The sequence below is a fragment of the Pseudogemmobacter hezensis genome, assembly GCF_013155295.1.
Classification (GTDB): Bacteria; Pseudomonadota; Alphaproteobacteria; order Rhodobacterales; family Rhodobacteraceae; genus Pseudogemmobacter; species Pseudogemmobacter hezensis.
The window spans coordinates 21,922-35,932 of sequence record NZ_JABJXT010000029.1; the positions used below are offsets into that span (position 1 = coordinate 21,922).

Sequence of the window (14,011 nt, forward strand, 5' to 3'; positions counted from 1 at the left end):
CGCCAGTGGCAAAGCACAGAACAGGCCGGAAAGAGAGAGAAGCGCGAGACGCCGGGCAGCACTCCGCCGCCCGACTGCCCGTCTTCCGCCAAAATCTGCGCGGAAGATCGTCATGGCTCAGTCTTTCCCATCGCGACGCGAAGGCCGGTTCCATGTCAGAATCCAGCCGTCGCCTGCGTCATCCTCACGGAAGAGATTGGCGCGGATGGGCTGCGCGAACGACGGATCGTCGATCTGCATCGAGAGATACTCGCCCGCCTTTTCGCCGGTCCGTTGCCAGGCCGCGCCCACCTCCGGTCCCTCCGCATCATCAAGATGGATTCGGTAATCCGGCGCGTTTTCTGAATCGCCATTCCTGACCGGGACAAGCAGCAGTTCCGCATCAAGCGCGAGCGTGCGAACACGTCCGGCATAGCCGTCTGTCGTCTTGGTGAAGTGTCCGATTTGCGCCATGTCATCTCTCCTGTTCTGGCGTGGGTGGTGGAAGTTCAGGCGCGACAATCTCCGGGTCGCTGGCATCCACGGCGCGCGACCATGTCCAGATCGGGCGCAATCGACCGAGCACGGCCCGCGTCGGCGTAACACCGAAATACCGACCGTCGAGGCTGTTGCGGATGTCACTGTTCATCAGAAAGATCTCGCCCTGTCGCAGCAGTCGGCATCCCTGCCAGACCGGCATCGGACGCCCCAAACTGTCGGTTTCCATGGCGTAGCCGAGCAGCTGGTCATCGACAGAAACCGCGCCTCCAAGGCGGCAGACACGTTGCCCCGGAACTGCAGCCACGCGCTTCAGAAGCGGCACATCGGTGCCGAGATAGCCGCGCTCCAGGATAAGCCCGGCGTTTCGCTCGGGGGCAGCAACCGCGACAAGATCACCATGTTCCAGAGCGTCGAAAGGCTGCAGCACGTAGAGGCCGAGCGGCAGACTCGCTGTCGCGTTCCAGATCAGCCGCGGTGTCACCGGAATGAGAGACACAAAGCCGGCGCCAAACACCGCGAGCGCCATCAGGATGAAGAGCGAACGGCGTCTCATTGCAGGATCCTGCGGCGGCGGATCCAGGCCAGATGCTGCGCTCGTGTGTAGTCAAGTGGCGGGTCGGCGATGCAGAGGCGGTTATGGATATGCCGCCAGTGGTCCGGGCAGGCTTCCGCGGGTTCAATGCCGATACGTTCAACGGCATCGATCGCACGCAGTACCCGCTCGACCTTCGGCCAGCCATTCTGACGCAGCAGGATCTCTGCTCCGGGCCGCACGAACGGCACACTCTGGCACGCCTGGCCGGATGCGACAGCGCGCAGGATATCAATACTGGAGACCACAGTGCCAAAGTCACCTGCGGCCCAGCGAATGAAGGCAAAGATCGAGTCCGGTGCGAAGCCGACGATGCTGCGTTGCTGATCGAGGTGCTGCTCATGGCACTTGTTTCCGAACCGGATCCAGCGCTCGACCTTGCCCTGTTCCCAGAGCAAATCGACCAATGTCATGCCGGCATCCGCCGCAGATGACGCTGGGCCAGGCGAAGAGTGACCCGCATTCATGGCAAGCTCTCCCCGAGAGAGTTCAGGGGCGGCTTTTGCGCGTCAACACCTGTCGCGGTCCTGCTGACGGGCAGGTTTTCCACAGCAGGGATGCCCTCTTCAAAGGTTAGAGTCTTGTTAGACTCTAAGTTAGCAGCCGGATTCCCGCTTTCCGGCCAGAGGCTTAGCTGGGGGTTTTGCGTGTGATCTCCCGATACCCCTGCGTGTAATCTCCCGATACTCGTTGCGTGTGATCTCCCGTGTCCATGCACAGGTTGGTCCGCCCGATTTGTGGACAAATCCTGCACGACAATCCGCAGCAGTTCGCGGCGCCCGATCCGCTCGAGCGACAGCCGATAGCCCGGGATCGGTTGGCGCAGCACGATACGCCGGACCTGCAGCGCAAAGTCGGAGACCCGCGCCATACTGCCGGATTTTTCGTGAAGATGCGGAAGATCGAAAATCCAGCCATGGGCCTGACGACCGGCATGTTTGCGCGCCACACGGTAGAGCCAGCGCTCGATCCCGCCGGTCAGACGGAAATATGCCGGATCGATCCCAAGCACGAGCGACTGGTCGATGACGCCGCGATAGAACCAGTCCGGCAAAACCAGTTCCATCCCTGCGCTGCGGCCATCACGCAGGGTAAGCTCTTCCCATTCATTGATCCAGGAAAACTGGTGCCGTCGCCATTGTTCGCCCTGACGGATCGTGGTCCGCACGGCCGTGGACTGCAGTCTGGTCAATGCACCGCGAAGCAGGCGGTAGTCACTCGCGCCAGTCTCGCGCCCCGTGGCGGTCAGGAGCTGGTAGGGCGTAAAGCGCAGAAAACGCGAGGTTGCCAGTCCGGCATCAATTGCATCGACGATCTGGCTGGCGGCCCAGATCAGGACGTCGGCATCCCAGATCGTTGCCATTCCATGTTCCGGTACCGCGTGCACCTCGACGCGGACATTACCCGATGCATAGCGGATCGGCGCGACGCGCCGGGTCTTCGCCAGAGAAAAGAAGGGGCGCTCCATCAGGTCGCGCTGATCGCGGGGCCGGATATCGCTGCCGGTGACGACAAAGGGCGTGAGATGTTGACGCTCGCCCGGATCTGCCCTGAGAACATGGCGCGTCATGCGCGACGTCCGTCCTGCAGGTCAGGTGCCGACACCCTGTTCAACTGCGGATGGCGCTTCGCAGGCAGAACCCGGCCGCGCGGGTCTGAGGTCGAGGTGACATTCCCCCGCTGCGCCCAGGCCTGCAGATCATCGAAGGCGTAGACGACCCGCCCGCCCAGCTTGCAATAGGCCGGTCCAGTGCCGAAGCACCGATGCTTTTCCAGCGTCCTGCCGGAAAGCCCCAGAAAACGCGCAGCCTCGGGTGTGCGCAGAAAGCGCGGCGGCAGGTCGGAAAGGTCAGGCTTCATCAGCGTATCTCCGTGCAGTGCCTCAGGCGGTTGGCAGCCATGGGCGATCACGGAGGACCATGTCGAAGATCGGCGAAGAGGAGGGAGTGCGAATCTTCACGGCGTGAATTCGCACTCCCCAGGACGCCTCAATCGTCGCTAACGTTCGGGAAACCTTTGCAGGAGATCACGATAGCCGCCATTGACCAGCTTCATGCCGTCGCGCACGAGAGCAAGGGTCGCGTCACGGAGTGCCGAACTCTTCCAGGGATCGCTGGCGACCCGCCCCTTGCCAAAAAGAGCTTCGGCAATCTGACGGTAGCTCGCGCCTGCTTGCCGGGCGTCAATGGCCTGCAACATGTGACGGTAGCGACGGCTTTGTTGCCGCGTTGGCTGACGCGTCATTGGGCGGCGGCGGCTGAAGGTCGCTTCGAGCAGGTTTCTGGCTGCGCGCAGGCGCTGGATCCCATGTCGTGCATAGGGCGTCACTATGACCAGAGGCTGGTCTGGAGATGCCCCCTCGAGCAGGAGGGCATCAAGCCCGGTGCTACGCCCTTCGACAATCATATGCCGACGGTATTCCCCTGCCCTGCCACGACGGCGACTTCTCGGCAGGCCGAGCCGACGCAACGCGCCGGCCTCGGCGGCGAGAATGCTCGGCGCAGGCGCAAGAACCACTGTGCCCGCATCGTCCGCAGGCTGCCAGAACAGCGTGGCCTGCTGTGGGGATAAGGCGGGATCGACCAGGAAAGGACAACCTCCAGCGTTCGGCAACCTCGTCGGCATCATCGGGATTTCCCGATGCCATGGCCTCGTTGTAGTCGCGGCGATAATCTGCGTTCCGGCGCAGAAACTCCCAACAGAATTCCGGGATCGTCAGAGCATCAAGATAAGCATAGGGTCCTGCCGCCGGTGCAGCATTTTGATGCGATTCCATACCTTCCTCCTCTCATCACTGCGGCAGTTCATTGCCGCAATGGTGAATCTTTCAGTGAGGAATCATTGCTGGAAGTCCTCCCTCAGGCACAGGGATGTTCCAGGGCTGCACCACAGTCACGACCGGACCGATGCTGCCTCGTTCAACAATAGGCGATAGCCAGTCGTACTCATCCAGTGCGCCCGTGACAGATGCGTCTCATGCATCATGCGTGCACGCTCGGGCTCGCGCTCTACCTCGACGTGGAGAAAGTGTCTTGCCACCTCCTGCCATGCCACCCCCGCTTCTTCTGAATCGAGCAGGCAGAGATAGAGTTGCAGGTTCTGCCGATCATAGTCGGTCAGGCCATCCTCAAACGGTGCCGTGTCCCAAAAAACAGATCCTTTCACACTTGCGCTCCGAAACGCTGGAAAATTGAACAGCAATGGTAGCCTGTAAGAGAATTACAACCGAACCCACACCTTCGACGAACAGCCTTGCATCCTCGTTGCGCAGTCAGCGCTTTTTGTCAGGCCTCGAGATCCGTCCGGCATCGATCATAACTCCAACATGGCCCGAACTGATAAAGATGATACCCGCCTCCTCGAGCGCCCGGCGCACCTGGTCTGCGGTGCTGTCGTAAACACGCAGGCCCCGCTCAAGCCGCTTCAGCGCGGTGAGAGAAACCATGGCCTTGTCTGCGAGCGCCTCCTGTGTCCAGGTGAGCATTGCGCGCGCGGCCCTTATCTGTTGGGCGGTGATCATGCCTGATCACATCCCATTGGCGTTGATCCGCGCGCCAGAACTACGACTATAATAGACGTAGTTTACTGTAAAATCCAACTAGAATCGTTTAGTGCGGTTTCGCAGCGCAAGTTTGCGGCGCATCGATTCGCATCGATCCAAACGGAAAGAAGCCGGCGGCTTGCGCCGCCGGGCTCCGGGCTTCCCGCTCAGAACGGAATATCATCGTCATCGATGAATTTGCCGTCGTCGGTCTCGGTCTGTTTCGCCCGGCTCAGGAAATCGACCGTCTCGGCGATGATCTCGCAGCCGTAGCGGTCAACGCCGGCCGCATCGGTCCATTTCGTGTAGTGGATGCGGCCGCGCACCAGAAGCTTCATGCCCTTTTCGCAATGCTCCTGGACCGTCTTGCCGAGGCCGTTGAAGCAGGTGATGCGGTGCCATTCGGTGTCCTGTACCCGATAGCCGTTCTCGTCGCGAACCACACGGCCTTCTGCGTAGCGGGGACGCGAGGTGGCCAGGGTGAAGCGGGTGATGCCGGTGCCGCCTTGGGTGGTGATGGTTTCGGGGGCTTGGCCAATGTTGCCGGCGAGGATGACGATGTTCTGCATTGTAAGTCTCCGTTGCTTCTCGGAGGGACCATCCCTCCGACGAGACCCGGCCAAGGCCGTCGGAAGAGACCCGCAACTGCCGCACTCGCGGCAGCTTGCCCCCAAGGCCCGGAGTGGTGCGGGCAGGCGCGCCTCGCGCGCCAACACGGTCCGGAGCCGCGGGGGTTGCTGGTGGAAACCGAGCGGACTTAGGGGATCAGTCAGGCGGAGGGAATGGTGCGTTCGAGTGCTCTTCGGAGACGCGGAGCAGAACAGGCATCCCATGCGGGTATCAGCATCGTCCCCCTGAAACGGGCACCCGAGAGCACAGGTCAATCAACCCGCCTCCCGGCCACCCCCTGCCCTTCCCGCCGGAAGGTCTTTTGGTTCGGGACTAGGCTCAGGACCCATTGATTTCAGGACATTGTCGTGATTCAGGCTCTGCAAGGAGACCTGACCAATGAGCAACCTTTACTGGCTTTCTGACGCCCAGATGGAGCGCCTCAAACCTTTCCTTCCGAAGAGCCATGGCAAGCCCCGCGTCGATGACCGTCGCGTCCTGAGCGGCATAATATTCATCAATCGCAATGGTTTGCGCTGGCGTGACGCACCGAAGGAATACGGCCCGGCGAAGACCCTCTATAACCGCTGGAAGCGCTGGAGCGACAATGGGGTCTTCGCCCGGATCATGGTGGGCCTGGCCACCGAGCGCGCCGAACACAAGACCATCATGATCGACGCGACCTACCTCAAGGCGCACCGCACGGCGTCGAGCCTACGGGTCAAAAAAGGGGGCGTGCGCGCCAGATCGGACGAACCAAAGGCGGCATGAACACCAAACTGCACGCGGTTTCCGATGCCAAAGGACGACCAATTGGGTTCTTTATGTCGGCTGGCCAGGTCAGCGATTACACCGGCGCGGCGGCGCTGCTGGGCAGCCTGCCGAAGGCGGGGTGGCTGCTGGCCGACAGAGGCTATGACGCCGATTGGTTTAGAGATGCCTTGAAAGACAAGGGGATAAAGGTCTGTATCCCCGGCAGAAAGTCCCGCAAGAAGGCCGTCAAATATGACAAGCGCCGCTACAAACGGCGCAACCGCATCGAGATCATGTTTGGGAGGTTGAAGGATTGGAGGCGTGTCGCCACCCGATACGACCGATGCCCGGAAACCTTCTTCTCAGCCATCATGCTCGCCGCAACGGTCTTGTTCTGGCTATGATCCAGAACGAGTCCTGAGCCTAGCCGACATTGACCCGCCGATCTGGCGGCGCCTTGTCGTGCCAACGGACTGGACGCTCGACAGGCTTCACCTGGTTCTTCAGGCAGCTTTCAGCTGGACCGACAGCCATCTGCACGAGTTCCGGATCGGCGGGCTACGCTATGGCGATCTCGATCAGCTTGAGGATGGCTTCGGTGGGACGCGGCTCTACGACTACACAGAGGTCGGGCTGGCGGATTTCACGGGGCAGGATCTCACCTTCAGCTATCTCTATGACTTCGGCGATGACTGGACCCATGTGATCCGGATCGAGGAATGGCTGGCCCTCGATCCCCTGCCCCGCCACGCTGAATGCATCGAAGGTGCCCGCGCCCGACCGCCCGAGGATGTTGGAGGCCCGTGGTCATACGGAGACTTTCTCGGGACGCTCCTGGACACGGAGCATGAAGACCACAAAGCCCATCTTCGTTGGGTAGGCGGGCATTTCGACCCCGAGTGGTTTGACCTCGATCTCATCAACAGAGATCTGCGCAATACCTTCCGCACCAACGTCAACAGACGCCTGCACCAGCCAAAACCAATACCCCGAAACCTATAGCTGAAGGCCGCAGACCAAGCCCTGACCTCGCGTGCATCCCTCATGCGACTTTCACGCCAGGATTTTACAGAATCAGAACGCGACCTAAAGTGCTACTCTATAGGGCATTCCGTAGTTGGCCGCATACCTGGGCAGATACCCATTGTTCATCAGGAGTGAATCTACCGTTCTTTCGCTCACTGAAAAATGGTCGGACGCATCCGAAAGCGCAGCCTCCGAGAAATCGCCGCTAAGAAACTCCACCAGAGAATTGATCGGGCACAGAAACTCTGCGGCAAACGCTCTTTGGAACTTCTGCCTTGCACTCGAAAGATCGGCGGACACAAGCCAAGGCGCTTGGCCATTTTTCGGCGTACGGATGTAATCTCCGATAAATCTCGCGAGATCAAATCTCTGAGCAATGGGGTGTCGCCGCCGAGGGACGAACTTCATTGCCCCCTTGCCCTCGGGGCCGGCAACGGCAGCTTTGGCTGCGTTCACTGGAATCCATTCCTTGAACTTTGTGAGAGACAGACCCAGAAGGTCGCTGAGAACAGAGTCCTTCACGGGCCCAGAGACATCACCAATCGTTTGCCTGAGCTTCCTGGCGGCCGAGACCGCACTTTCCCACGGCTGTTTTGTCGCGCTCTCAAAGTTAAAATCGAGAACTTCACTCGGCGCCCCCTTCAAACCTTCTGCTTGAATAAGACATTGTATGGCACCGATGCGATCATCCGTATCCTGAGCATATGCACCAGAAAGCTCCGAGAACGAATCGGCACCAATCCTCGCTTCCAGATCAATTGCTTGCGCGATCAGATACTCCGGGCAGCTCTCAGGGTCGAAGCCAAGAACCGCCTCGAGACGCCGCTTTTTGTGCTCTACGGGGTTATTCAAATCTTCCGAAATAAAACCCCATATGATCGCAAGGTCGGAGTCTTTACAACCAACCTCGTGCAGCCGCGCGACTACGCTGCTGATCAATGACGTCATCTCACGAGTGAACTGATCCTTGGGAATTATGGACGCATAATCCAGACCATTAAGGAATCTGACGGCATCTTCTCTTTGACCTTGCGACGCCTGCGCCCAAACTTGAATACTGTCGGCATCGGGAGAAAAGACAATCTGCGGCCACAGGAAGCCCATGTTGGCTGCGGCCATCTCATGGCTCATGCGCCAGTCATGCGGCGGAGATTTCCTGACTGTATCGGGAAGCACTTCATAGTGCAATCTCCACCAGGACGAGGCAAGCCACATCGCCAATGGGTACAGAGAAACATGAATCTGGTCCCTAATCGTTTTGGAGAAAAGGTCATGGTTCTTTGTCAGACAATAGCCATCAAGGAAGATTCCAAGCCGAGCAGTGGTTTCCCCGCATTCGGTCAGAGAGTCATCGTAAGAGTTCCAGTCATGCGTGATGTGAAGTTCAGTCATTCTGCATTCCAGAATCTTTTGATCTCTGCAGCCATCGGATCCTCCGAAGGCATCGGGTATCCATGGTAACGCCCTTCCCCATCTCTCTGGGCTTCCAAGGGAGTACCATCTTCAGTGACAGCCCATATATTTTTTGGCCAGCCATCGACGAATGCTTCACTGATGGCTCCCCGTTCCAGCCCATCTCTGAGATATCGCAATGCGTCAGCCTTCTTGAAGATCGACGCAACATCACACAAGGTTTTACCTCTACGCGGCTGGGCGGGTGGCGTCAGGTTAAAGTCGCCAGGGTTGCGCTTGTGCTCAGGATTTCCGGTGTAAATAACGGCTGCGGCAAGCGTTTCCAGCTCACCGCATGAGAGGCGCCCGGCAGCGGCAAGGCGTCGCTTAGGGTTGAATTTGTTGTACCGCTTCATGCGGGAAACCTCTTTGGAACCCGGTGCAATTTGACGACTTTTACCCGGATTACCGCAAAAGGTCGATACTCGGCATTCTGGATTGCATAAGGAACGGCAAAGTACCGTTCACCGACACACCCTAGCGTGTCATGGATAGCATGACTTCTGCGACTATGCCCACTGAACCTCTATCCCGAGTGGCCTGATCCTGCCGAGCACACTCCTTGAGGCCGCACCTACGGAGCAGGCCTTTGCTCAGCGAGCCTTCGTAGTACAGCGCCGCAACGGCATCATGCTTGAACGGTAAAAAGTGTTCGCGACCTACCGAAAGCCCCGCGAGTTCACCCTGCCCCCCCGGTGCGCAGTTCGGGTGTCGGTGATCGATGATGGAGTTCATCGCCCCTACCATGTGGCAACGGGAGTGCGACCTCCCACCCACCCAAGCTGGCGAGTTCGCGCGACAGGTCGGTGATTTGATGCACAACCAGATGCACCACCTCACCATAGCACCTTGCCCTGCGTCCGCGCGGCGATCGGGACGATCCCCCCGGCGGCGAAACAGGCCGCTGTTGCCCAGTCTGCCGCGCCATTGCCGCCGCCCGCGACCTCATGCTGGTAACCAAGCGCCAACCCGCCGCCCGGCCAAGCGATGGAAGGTCGAAAGGAGCATATCCCGCGTACGCGCGCCTTCTCCCTCGAGTTGCGAGACGCACGCGCGGAGGGTAGCTTTGGCCTGACTGATGGCGCGCTCGTGCATCTTGAGGGAAGGCTCCGGGTCTTTCCAAGGGCCAATCCCCTTGTTATATTCCCTATTTGTTCTCATGCGATCCGCGAGCGAATCTGAGCTCCGAAAGATGTGGTCGGAAGCCTCGCCGAAGGTTCTGGCAAATGGTGAACGTACAACCGGAGAAGCGGCTTTGTGTAATCTCTACCACCTGACGACCAACCAGCAGGCGATCCGGGACATCTTGACGCTTACCCACGAAAGCATCGGCAACCTCGAACCTTCGCTCGACGCCTATCCCGACCGACCTGCGCCGGTGGTGCGCAACACATGGATACGCCATTGGCAGCAGTGGCTGGGTGTCGAGCACCGTTGCGTCCTCCCAGCGACGGCCTTCTCCGAATATGGGCAGGCGCATGATCCGGCGATGAAGCGCAAACCCCTCTACTGGTTCGCGCGTGACCAGACGCACCCGCTGTTCTTCTTCACCGGGATCTGGACACAATGGGAGGGCACCCGCGGATCGAACCGCACACCGAGGCCGGGCCAGCATGAGTTGTTCGCGTTCCTCACCACGGCCCCCAACGCTCTGGTGAAACCGGTCCATCCGAAAGCCATGCCGGTGGTTCTCACCACCCGGGAGGAAGTGGAGGTGTGGCTGACAGCCGACTGGCGACAGGCAAAGGCCCTGCAACGCTCCCTCGATGACGACCTGCTTGAACTCGTCGAGAGACCGGTACCTCTGGCTGGCTGAGTATCATCAATGTCAGGGCAGGCGGAACAGATCAGGGAGCGAGATGAACCGGCTGGAACGGCCCGCAAGATCATCCATGTCGACATGGATGCGTTCTATGCCTCGGTCGAACAGCGCGACAACCCCGAACTCCGAGGCAAGCCGGTCGCGGTTGGCGGCTCAGCCGCGCGCGGTGTAGTGGCGGCCGCCAGCTACGAGGCGCGCACTTTTGGAGTGCGCTCGGCCCTGCCTTCGGTCACCGCGAAGCGTCGCTGTCCCGATCTGATCTTCGTGAAGCCGCGCTTCGAGGTCTACCGCTCAGTGTCGGCGCAGATCCGCGAGATCTTCGCGGAACATACCGATCTGATCGAGCCGCTGTCACTGGATGAAGCCTACCTCGATGTCACCGAGAACAAGCAGGGCATTCCCATCGCGACTGAGGTGGCGAAGGTCATCCGGGACCGGATAAAAGCGGTCACCGGGCTCAATGCCTCGGCCGGGATCAGCTACTGCAAGTTCCTCGCCAAAATGGCGAGCGATCTGAACAAGCCCAACGGCCAAGCGGTGATCACGCCGGCACGCGGGCCGCAGTTCGTGGCCGATCTGCCCGTGAAGAAGTTCCATGGTGTCGGCCCCGCGACGGCGGCCAGGATGGAACGCCTCGGCATCCTGACCGGCACCGATCTGCGAGAGAAATCGGCCGAGTTCCTGCGGGAGCATTTCGGGAAGTCGGGCGGCTGGTATTACCGGATTTCGCGAGGGATCGACAATCGTCCGGTAGAACCGCATCGGGAACGCAAATCGATAGGGGCGGAGGATACCTTCAGCGAAGACATCACGAACCTTGAACCGACGCTGCGGGAAATCCGGATGCTGGCCGACAAGGTCTGGCGCAGTTGCAAGGCCAAGGACCTTACGGGGCGCACCGTGACGCTCAAAGTCAAGTACGCCGATTTCCAGCAGATCACGCGCAGCCGCACTATCGAGCACGGAATGCGGGGCGCAGAGGAACTCTCGGCAATCGCTTCGGCCCTTCTGGAGCCACTTTCGCCATTTGCGAAGGGTGTGCGGCTTCTCGGGGTGACGCTATCCTCGCTGGAACTAGACATCGGCGAGTCTATCGAACAGCAACTCAGCCTCGGCTTTCCGGGCCTGTAGAGAGCGCACAGGAGTGCAGCATGAAGCGTCAGGACGAGGAGCGGATCGCAGCCCTGCTCGCCAAGGCAATGGCGATGGTCTGCGTCCGCAACACCATGTTGGAGAGCATCCATGCCGGGCGCATGCCAGTGACGAATACGGGGGATTTTTCAGATGTCTTCGTAATTGATGGTGACGGCAACCTGATTCCATGGAAGGAACTTTCCCGCATCGACGATGAAGAGATGCGGGATCTGATGCGGCAGGTGGTCAACCCCTCTACACGTTTCAGCTTCGCTTCGGCGAGCCAGAGTTCCGAGCATTTGTTGATCGCTGGCTCGGGTCTACCCATAAATGGGACGAACCCAAACTTGATGGAGGCCTGGCAAAGAGCACGTTCTGGCCCGGAAGAATATTGAAATTGGATGCGCATCGTCGTAGGCTGCCCACAGGACTTGGCTGGAACGTCTCGCTGTGCGAGCAGATGTTCATATCCCCTGTGAGCCGCACATTCGCACAGCGCTGCGCCAGTATTTGCGCTACGCCATGCTGCTCAGGACTACGCCAATGCCCTATTCTGTACGCTGTCGACACCCGAACGCCGCCATGCGCTTCTCTGTAACGCATTGGAATTGCTTCGTAGAGTTCGTGCATCCCCAAAGGTCACGGCACGACGATGGCACTGCAACCGAACACCATTCACAAGGCGGAAGCGCAGATCGGCAAGCCCGAACTGACGCTGCTGACCGCACCGGATGGCCGCGATCCTCGACTGGTCGCTCTGGTCCGCCTTCTTGCTCGCCGGGCCGCGCGCGGACTTTACGAGCAGCAGCTGAAGGATCACCGGCCGCCGCACCCTTGATCACTGTGGAGGCCTGACCATGCGCGTTGCTATCTACGCCCGCTATTCCTCGGACAATCAGCGTGAAGCCTCCATCGCCGACCAGTTGCGCATGTGCCGCCTGCGGGCCGAGAAGGAAGGCTGGACCGTCGTCGAGGAATATTCCGATCATGCGATCTCCGGCTCCAGCATGATCCAGCGGTCCGGTCTTCAGGCCCTGATCCTGGATTCCTCGCGCGGCCGCTTCGACCTGATCCTGGCGGAAGCACTGGACCGCATCAGCCGCGATCAGGAGGACATTGCCGGGATCTACAAGCGCATGCGCTATGCCGATGTGAAGATGTTCACGCTCTCGGAGGGCGAGATCAGCGAGTTGCATGTCGGATTGAAGGGGACGATGAACGCCCTCTTTCTGAAGGATCTGGCGGACAAGACCCGGCGCGGGCAGCGCGGCCGTGTGGAAGCCGGTAAGTCGGGAGGCGGCAATTCCTATGGCTACGACGTGGTGAAGAAGTTCGACAGCAACGGTGAAGCGGTCCGGGGCGACCGCACCGTCAATCAGATACAGGCTGAAGTCATCCGCCGCATCTTCCGTGACTATGCCGCGGGCAAGTCTGCCAAGCGCATCGCCGTCGAGCTGAACCAGGACGGGATCGAGGCCCCCTCGGGCGGGGACTGGGGTTTCAGCACCATCAACGGCAACCAGAAGCGCGGCAACGGCATCCTGAACAACGAGATGTATATCGGCAAGCTGGTCTGGAACCGGCAGCGCTTCATCAAGGATCCCGACACCGGCAAACGGCAGGCGCGCCCCAATCCGGAATCCGAATGGGTGATCCAGGATACGCCCGAACTCCGGATCGTCGAGGACGAGCTGTGGAGCGCTGTGAAGAACCGCCAGAAGACGGTCAAGCATGCCACGCCAGATGAGGGTGATCCCGTAGAGAACCACTTCCGCGACCGGCGACGGCCGAAGTACCTGCTGTCCGGCCTGACCAAATGCGGCTGTTGCGGCGGCGGCTACTCGATGATCTCGGCGCATCTGGTGGGCTGCTCGACCAGACGCAACAAGGGCACCTGCGGCAATGACGTGAACATCCGGCGGGATGCGCTGGAGGAACGGGTCCTGAACGCCCTGCGCCACAACCTGATGAAGCCGGAGCTGTTTCAGGAGTTCTGCGACGAGTTCACCCGCGAGATGAACAAGCTGCGGATGGAAGGGCGGGCATCAATCGACGCGGCAGAGGCCGAGATCAAAAAGATCGACAGGGAGCTCGACACGCTCGTTGACCTGATCCTCAAAGGTGGCGCAGCTGATCGTCTCAACGAGAAGATGGTCAAGCTGGAACGTCGGCAAAAGGAACTGAAGTCGTTCATGGCCGAAGCGGATGAGCCCCCTCCCCTGCTTCACCCGAACATGGCCCATCACTACCGCGAGCAGGTCGAAGAGCTCTACGCTGCCTTGCAGGAGGATTCCGAGGCACGGCGCATGGGTGCGGCGGACGTTCTGCGCTCACTGGTGCAGGAGATCGTCCTGACACCGGACACCGTAAGCGGCGAGCTGCAGATCGAGGTACGGGGTGATCTGGCGGGCATTCTGACGATTGCGCTGGAACGCAAAAAGCCCGCCGATGGGGCGGGCGGTGCGCAAGTTGAGATGGTTGCGGGGACAGGATTTGAACCTGTGACCTTCAGGTTATGAGCCTGACGAGCTACCTGGCTGCTCCACCCCGCGGCCGTATCCCCTCGGGGTTAGTATGAGGGGAGTTTGTATCGTATTGGAGA

18 protein-coding genes, 1 tRNA gene and 2 pseudogenes are annotated in these 14,011 nt (G+C 60.1%); 6 read left to right on the forward strand and 15 right to left on the reverse strand.

Features of this window, described 5'->3' with window-relative positions; all coding sequences use genetic code 11:
* Positions 1-117: 117 nt before the first annotated feature.
* From HOY34_RS20050 to HOY34_RS20090, 10 genes and pseudogenes are all read right to left on the reverse strand, one after another.
* Positions 118-453, reverse strand: coding sequence for a DUF736 domain-containing protein (locus HOY34_RS20050; RefSeq protein ID WP_172366178.1), 336 nt, complete (start codon positions 451-453; stop codon positions 118-120).
* A gap of 1 nt (position 454) precedes the next feature.
* Positions 455-1,033: a S26 family signal peptidase gene (locus HOY34_RS20055; protein ID WP_172366180.1), complete on the reverse strand. Its 579-nt coding sequence runs from the start codon at positions 1,031-1,033 to the stop codon at positions 455-457.
* Positions 1,030-1,485, reverse strand: coding sequence for a DUF2840 domain-containing protein (locus HOY34_RS20060; RefSeq protein ID WP_253944578.1), 456 nt, complete (start codon positions 1,483-1,485; stop codon positions 1,030-1,032). The genes HOY34_RS20055 and HOY34_RS20060 overlap by 4 nt, the downstream gene beginning before the upstream one ends.
* Positions 1,486-1,535: 50 nt before the next feature.
* Positions 1,536-2,642 (reverse strand): replication initiator protein A, encoded by a 1,107-nt coding sequence (locus tag HOY34_RS20065; protein ID WP_172366184.1) that lies wholly within the window; start codon positions 2,640-2,642, stop codon positions 1,536-1,538.
* Positions 2,639-2,932: a helix-turn-helix transcriptional regulator gene (locus tag HOY34_RS20070; protein ID WP_172366186.1), complete on the reverse strand. Its 294-nt coding sequence runs from the start codon at positions 2,930-2,932 to the stop codon at positions 2,639-2,641. The genes HOY34_RS20065 and HOY34_RS20070 overlap by 4 nt, the downstream gene beginning before the upstream one ends.
* Before the next feature lie 138 nt (positions 2,933-3,070).
* A complete protein-coding gene (locus HOY34_RS22225; RefSeq protein WP_172366188.1) occupies positions 3,071-3,700 on the reverse strand; it encodes a DUF2285 domain-containing protein in 630 nt (209 codons plus the stop codon).
* A 16-nt stretch (positions 3,701-3,716) separates the two neighbouring features.
* Positions 3,717-3,848: pseudogene (locus HOY34_RS22510) on the reverse strand (transcriptional regulator domain-containing protein); the annotation flags it as partial.
* Between the two features lie 116 nt (positions 3,849-3,964).
* Positions 3,965-4,237: a DUF2285 domain-containing protein gene (locus HOY34_RS20080; RefSeq protein WP_172366190.1), complete on the reverse strand. Its 273-nt coding sequence runs from the start codon at positions 4,235-4,237 to the stop codon at positions 3,965-3,967.
* 106 nt (positions 4,238-4,343) lie between these two features.
* Positions 4,344-4,592 carry a helix-turn-helix domain-containing protein gene (locus HOY34_RS20085; RefSeq protein ID WP_172366192.1) on the reverse strand — a complete coding sequence of 83 codons (249 nt, stop codon included), beginning with the start codon at positions 4,590-4,592 and terminating at the stop codon, positions 4,344-4,346.
* A 188-nt stretch (positions 4,593-4,780) separates the two neighbouring features.
* Complete coding sequence (locus HOY34_RS20090; RefSeq protein WP_172366194.1) at positions 4,781-5,182, reverse strand: single-stranded DNA-binding protein; 402 nt, start codon at positions 5,180-5,182, stop codon at positions 4,781-4,783.
* Positions 5,183-5,621: 439 nt separating this feature from the next.
* Between HOY34_RS20090 and HOY34_RS20095 the strand changes: the two genes are divergently transcribed.
* Together HOY34_RS20095 and HOY34_RS20100 are read left to right on the forward strand one after the other, a co-directional pair.
* Positions 5,622-6,379 (forward strand): IS5 family transposase gene (locus HOY34_RS20095; protein WP_172366196.1). Its coding sequence is split into 2 segments (ribosomal slippage): positions 5,622-5,958 and positions 5,958-6,379, totalling 759 coding nucleotides; the frame shifts between segments, so codons are not numbered across the junction.
* 28 nt (positions 6,380-6,407) lie between these two features.
* Positions 6,408-6,977 carry a plasmid pRiA4b ORF-3 family protein gene (locus HOY34_RS20100; protein WP_366926993.1) on the forward strand — a complete coding sequence of 190 codons (570 nt, stop codon included), beginning with the start codon at positions 6,408-6,410 and terminating at the stop codon, positions 6,975-6,977.
* An 84-nt stretch (positions 6,978-7,061) separates the two neighbouring features.
* On the opposite strand, the gene HOY34_RS20105 is transcribed toward HOY34_RS20100, so the two are convergent.
* The 3 genes from HOY34_RS20105 to HOY34_RS22355 form a co-directional block, all read right to left on the reverse strand.
* A complete protein-coding gene (locus HOY34_RS20105) occupies positions 7,062-8,393 on the reverse strand; it encodes an ImmA/IrrE family metallo-endopeptidase (protein ID WP_172366198.1) in 1,332 nt (443 codons plus the stop codon).
* Positions 8,390-8,809: a hypothetical protein gene (locus tag HOY34_RS20110; protein ID WP_172366200.1), complete on the reverse strand. Its 420-nt coding sequence runs from the start codon at positions 8,807-8,809 to the stop codon at positions 8,390-8,392. The genes HOY34_RS20105 and HOY34_RS20110 overlap by 4 nt, the downstream gene beginning before the upstream one ends.
* A gap of 480 nt (positions 8,810-9,289) precedes the next feature.
* The gene (locus HOY34_RS22355; RefSeq protein WP_301538924.1) at positions 9,290-9,421 is read right to left on the reverse strand and encodes a hypothetical protein; all 132 of its coding nucleotides are present in this window, start codon (positions 9,419-9,421) and stop codon (positions 9,290-9,292) included.
* Between the two features lie 224 nt (positions 9,422-9,645).
* Here HOY34_RS22355 and HOY34_RS20120 point away from each other — a divergent pair, with 224 nt between their 5' ends.
* From HOY34_RS20120 to HOY34_RS22515, 4 genes and pseudogenes are all read left to right on the forward strand, one after another.
* On the forward strand, positions 9,646-10,269 hold the full coding sequence (locus HOY34_RS20120; RefSeq protein WP_253944579.1) for an SOS response-associated peptidase family protein: 624 nt from the start codon (positions 9,646-9,648) through the stop codon (positions 10,267-10,269).
* 9 nt (positions 10,270-10,278) lie between these two features.
* On the forward strand, positions 10,279-11,406 hold the full coding sequence (gene dinB / locus HOY34_RS20125; protein ID WP_172366209.1) for a DNA polymerase IV: 1,128 nt from the start codon (positions 10,279-10,281) through the stop codon (positions 11,404-11,406).
* A gap of 20 nt (positions 11,407-11,426) precedes the next feature.
* Positions 11,427-11,804, forward strand: a complete 378-nt coding sequence (locus HOY34_RS20130) for a hypothetical protein (RefSeq protein WP_216654858.1) — start codon at positions 11,427-11,429, stop codon at positions 11,802-11,804.
* Between the two features lie 462 nt (positions 11,805-12,266).
* Positions 12,267-13,307, forward strand: a pseudogene (locus HOY34_RS22515) (recombinase family protein); the annotation flags it as partial.
* 147 nt (positions 13,308-13,454) lie between these two features.
* Here the strand turns inward: HOY34_RS22515 and HOY34_RS22520 are convergent.
* Positions 13,455-13,655, reverse strand: a complete 201-nt coding sequence (locus HOY34_RS22520; RefSeq protein WP_366926991.1) for a hypothetical protein — start codon at positions 13,653-13,655, stop codon at positions 13,455-13,457.
* A 229-nt stretch (positions 13,656-13,884) separates the two neighbouring features.
* A tRNA-Met gene (locus HOY34_RS20140) sits at positions 13,885-13,961 on the reverse strand.
* Between the last annotated feature and the right edge of the window lie 50 nt (positions 13,962-14,011).

Coding starts and splice junctions, on each gene's coding strand:
- HOY34_RS20130 (WP_216654858.1), top strand. CDS start 11,427: ATGAAGCGTCAGGACGAGGAGCGGATCGCAGCCCTGCTCGCCAAGGCA.
- HOY34_RS20050 (WP_172366178.1), bottom strand. CDS start 453: ATGGCGCAAATCGGACACTTCACCAAGACGACAGACGGCTATGCCGGA.
- HOY34_RS20105 (WP_172366198.1), bottom strand. CDS start 8,393: ATGACTGAACTTCACATCACGCATGACTGGAACTCTTACGATGACTCT.
- HOY34_RS20060 (WP_253944578.1), bottom strand. CDS start 1,485: ATGACATTGGTCGATTTGCTCTGGGAACAGGGCAAGGTCGAGCGCTGG.
- HOY34_RS22225 (WP_172366188.1), bottom strand. CDS start 3,700: ATGATGCCGACGAGGTTGCCGAACGCTGGAGGTTGTCCTTTCCTGGTC.
- HOY34_RS20055 (WP_172366180.1), bottom strand. CDS start 1,033: ATGAGACGCCGTTCGCTCTTCATCCTGATGGCGCTCGCGGTGTTTGGC.
- dinB (WP_172366209.1), top strand. CDS start 10,279: ATGTCAGGGCAGGCGGAACAGATCAGGGAGCGAGATGAACCGGCTGGA.
- HOY34_RS20065 (WP_172366184.1), bottom strand. CDS start 2,642: ATGACGCGCCATGTTCTCAGGGCAGATCCGGGCGAGCGTCAACATCTC.
- HOY34_RS20110 (WP_172366200.1), bottom strand. CDS start 8,809: ATGAAGCGGTACAACAAATTCAACCCTAAGCGACGCCTTGCCGCTGCC.
- HOY34_RS20090 (WP_172366194.1), bottom strand. CDS start 5,182: ATGCAGAACATCGTCATCCTCGCCGGCAACATTGGCCAAGCCCCCGAA.
- HOY34_RS20085 (WP_172366192.1), bottom strand. CDS start 4,592: ATGATCACCGCCCAACAGATAAGGGCCGCGCGCGCAATGCTCACCTGG.
- HOY34_RS20120 (WP_253944579.1), top strand. CDS start 9,646: ATGTGGTCGGAAGCCTCGCCGAAGGTTCTGGCAAATGGTGAACGTACA.
- HOY34_RS20070 (WP_172366186.1), bottom strand. CDS start 2,932: ATGAAGCCTGACCTTTCCGACCTGCCGCCGCGCTTTCTGCGCACACCC.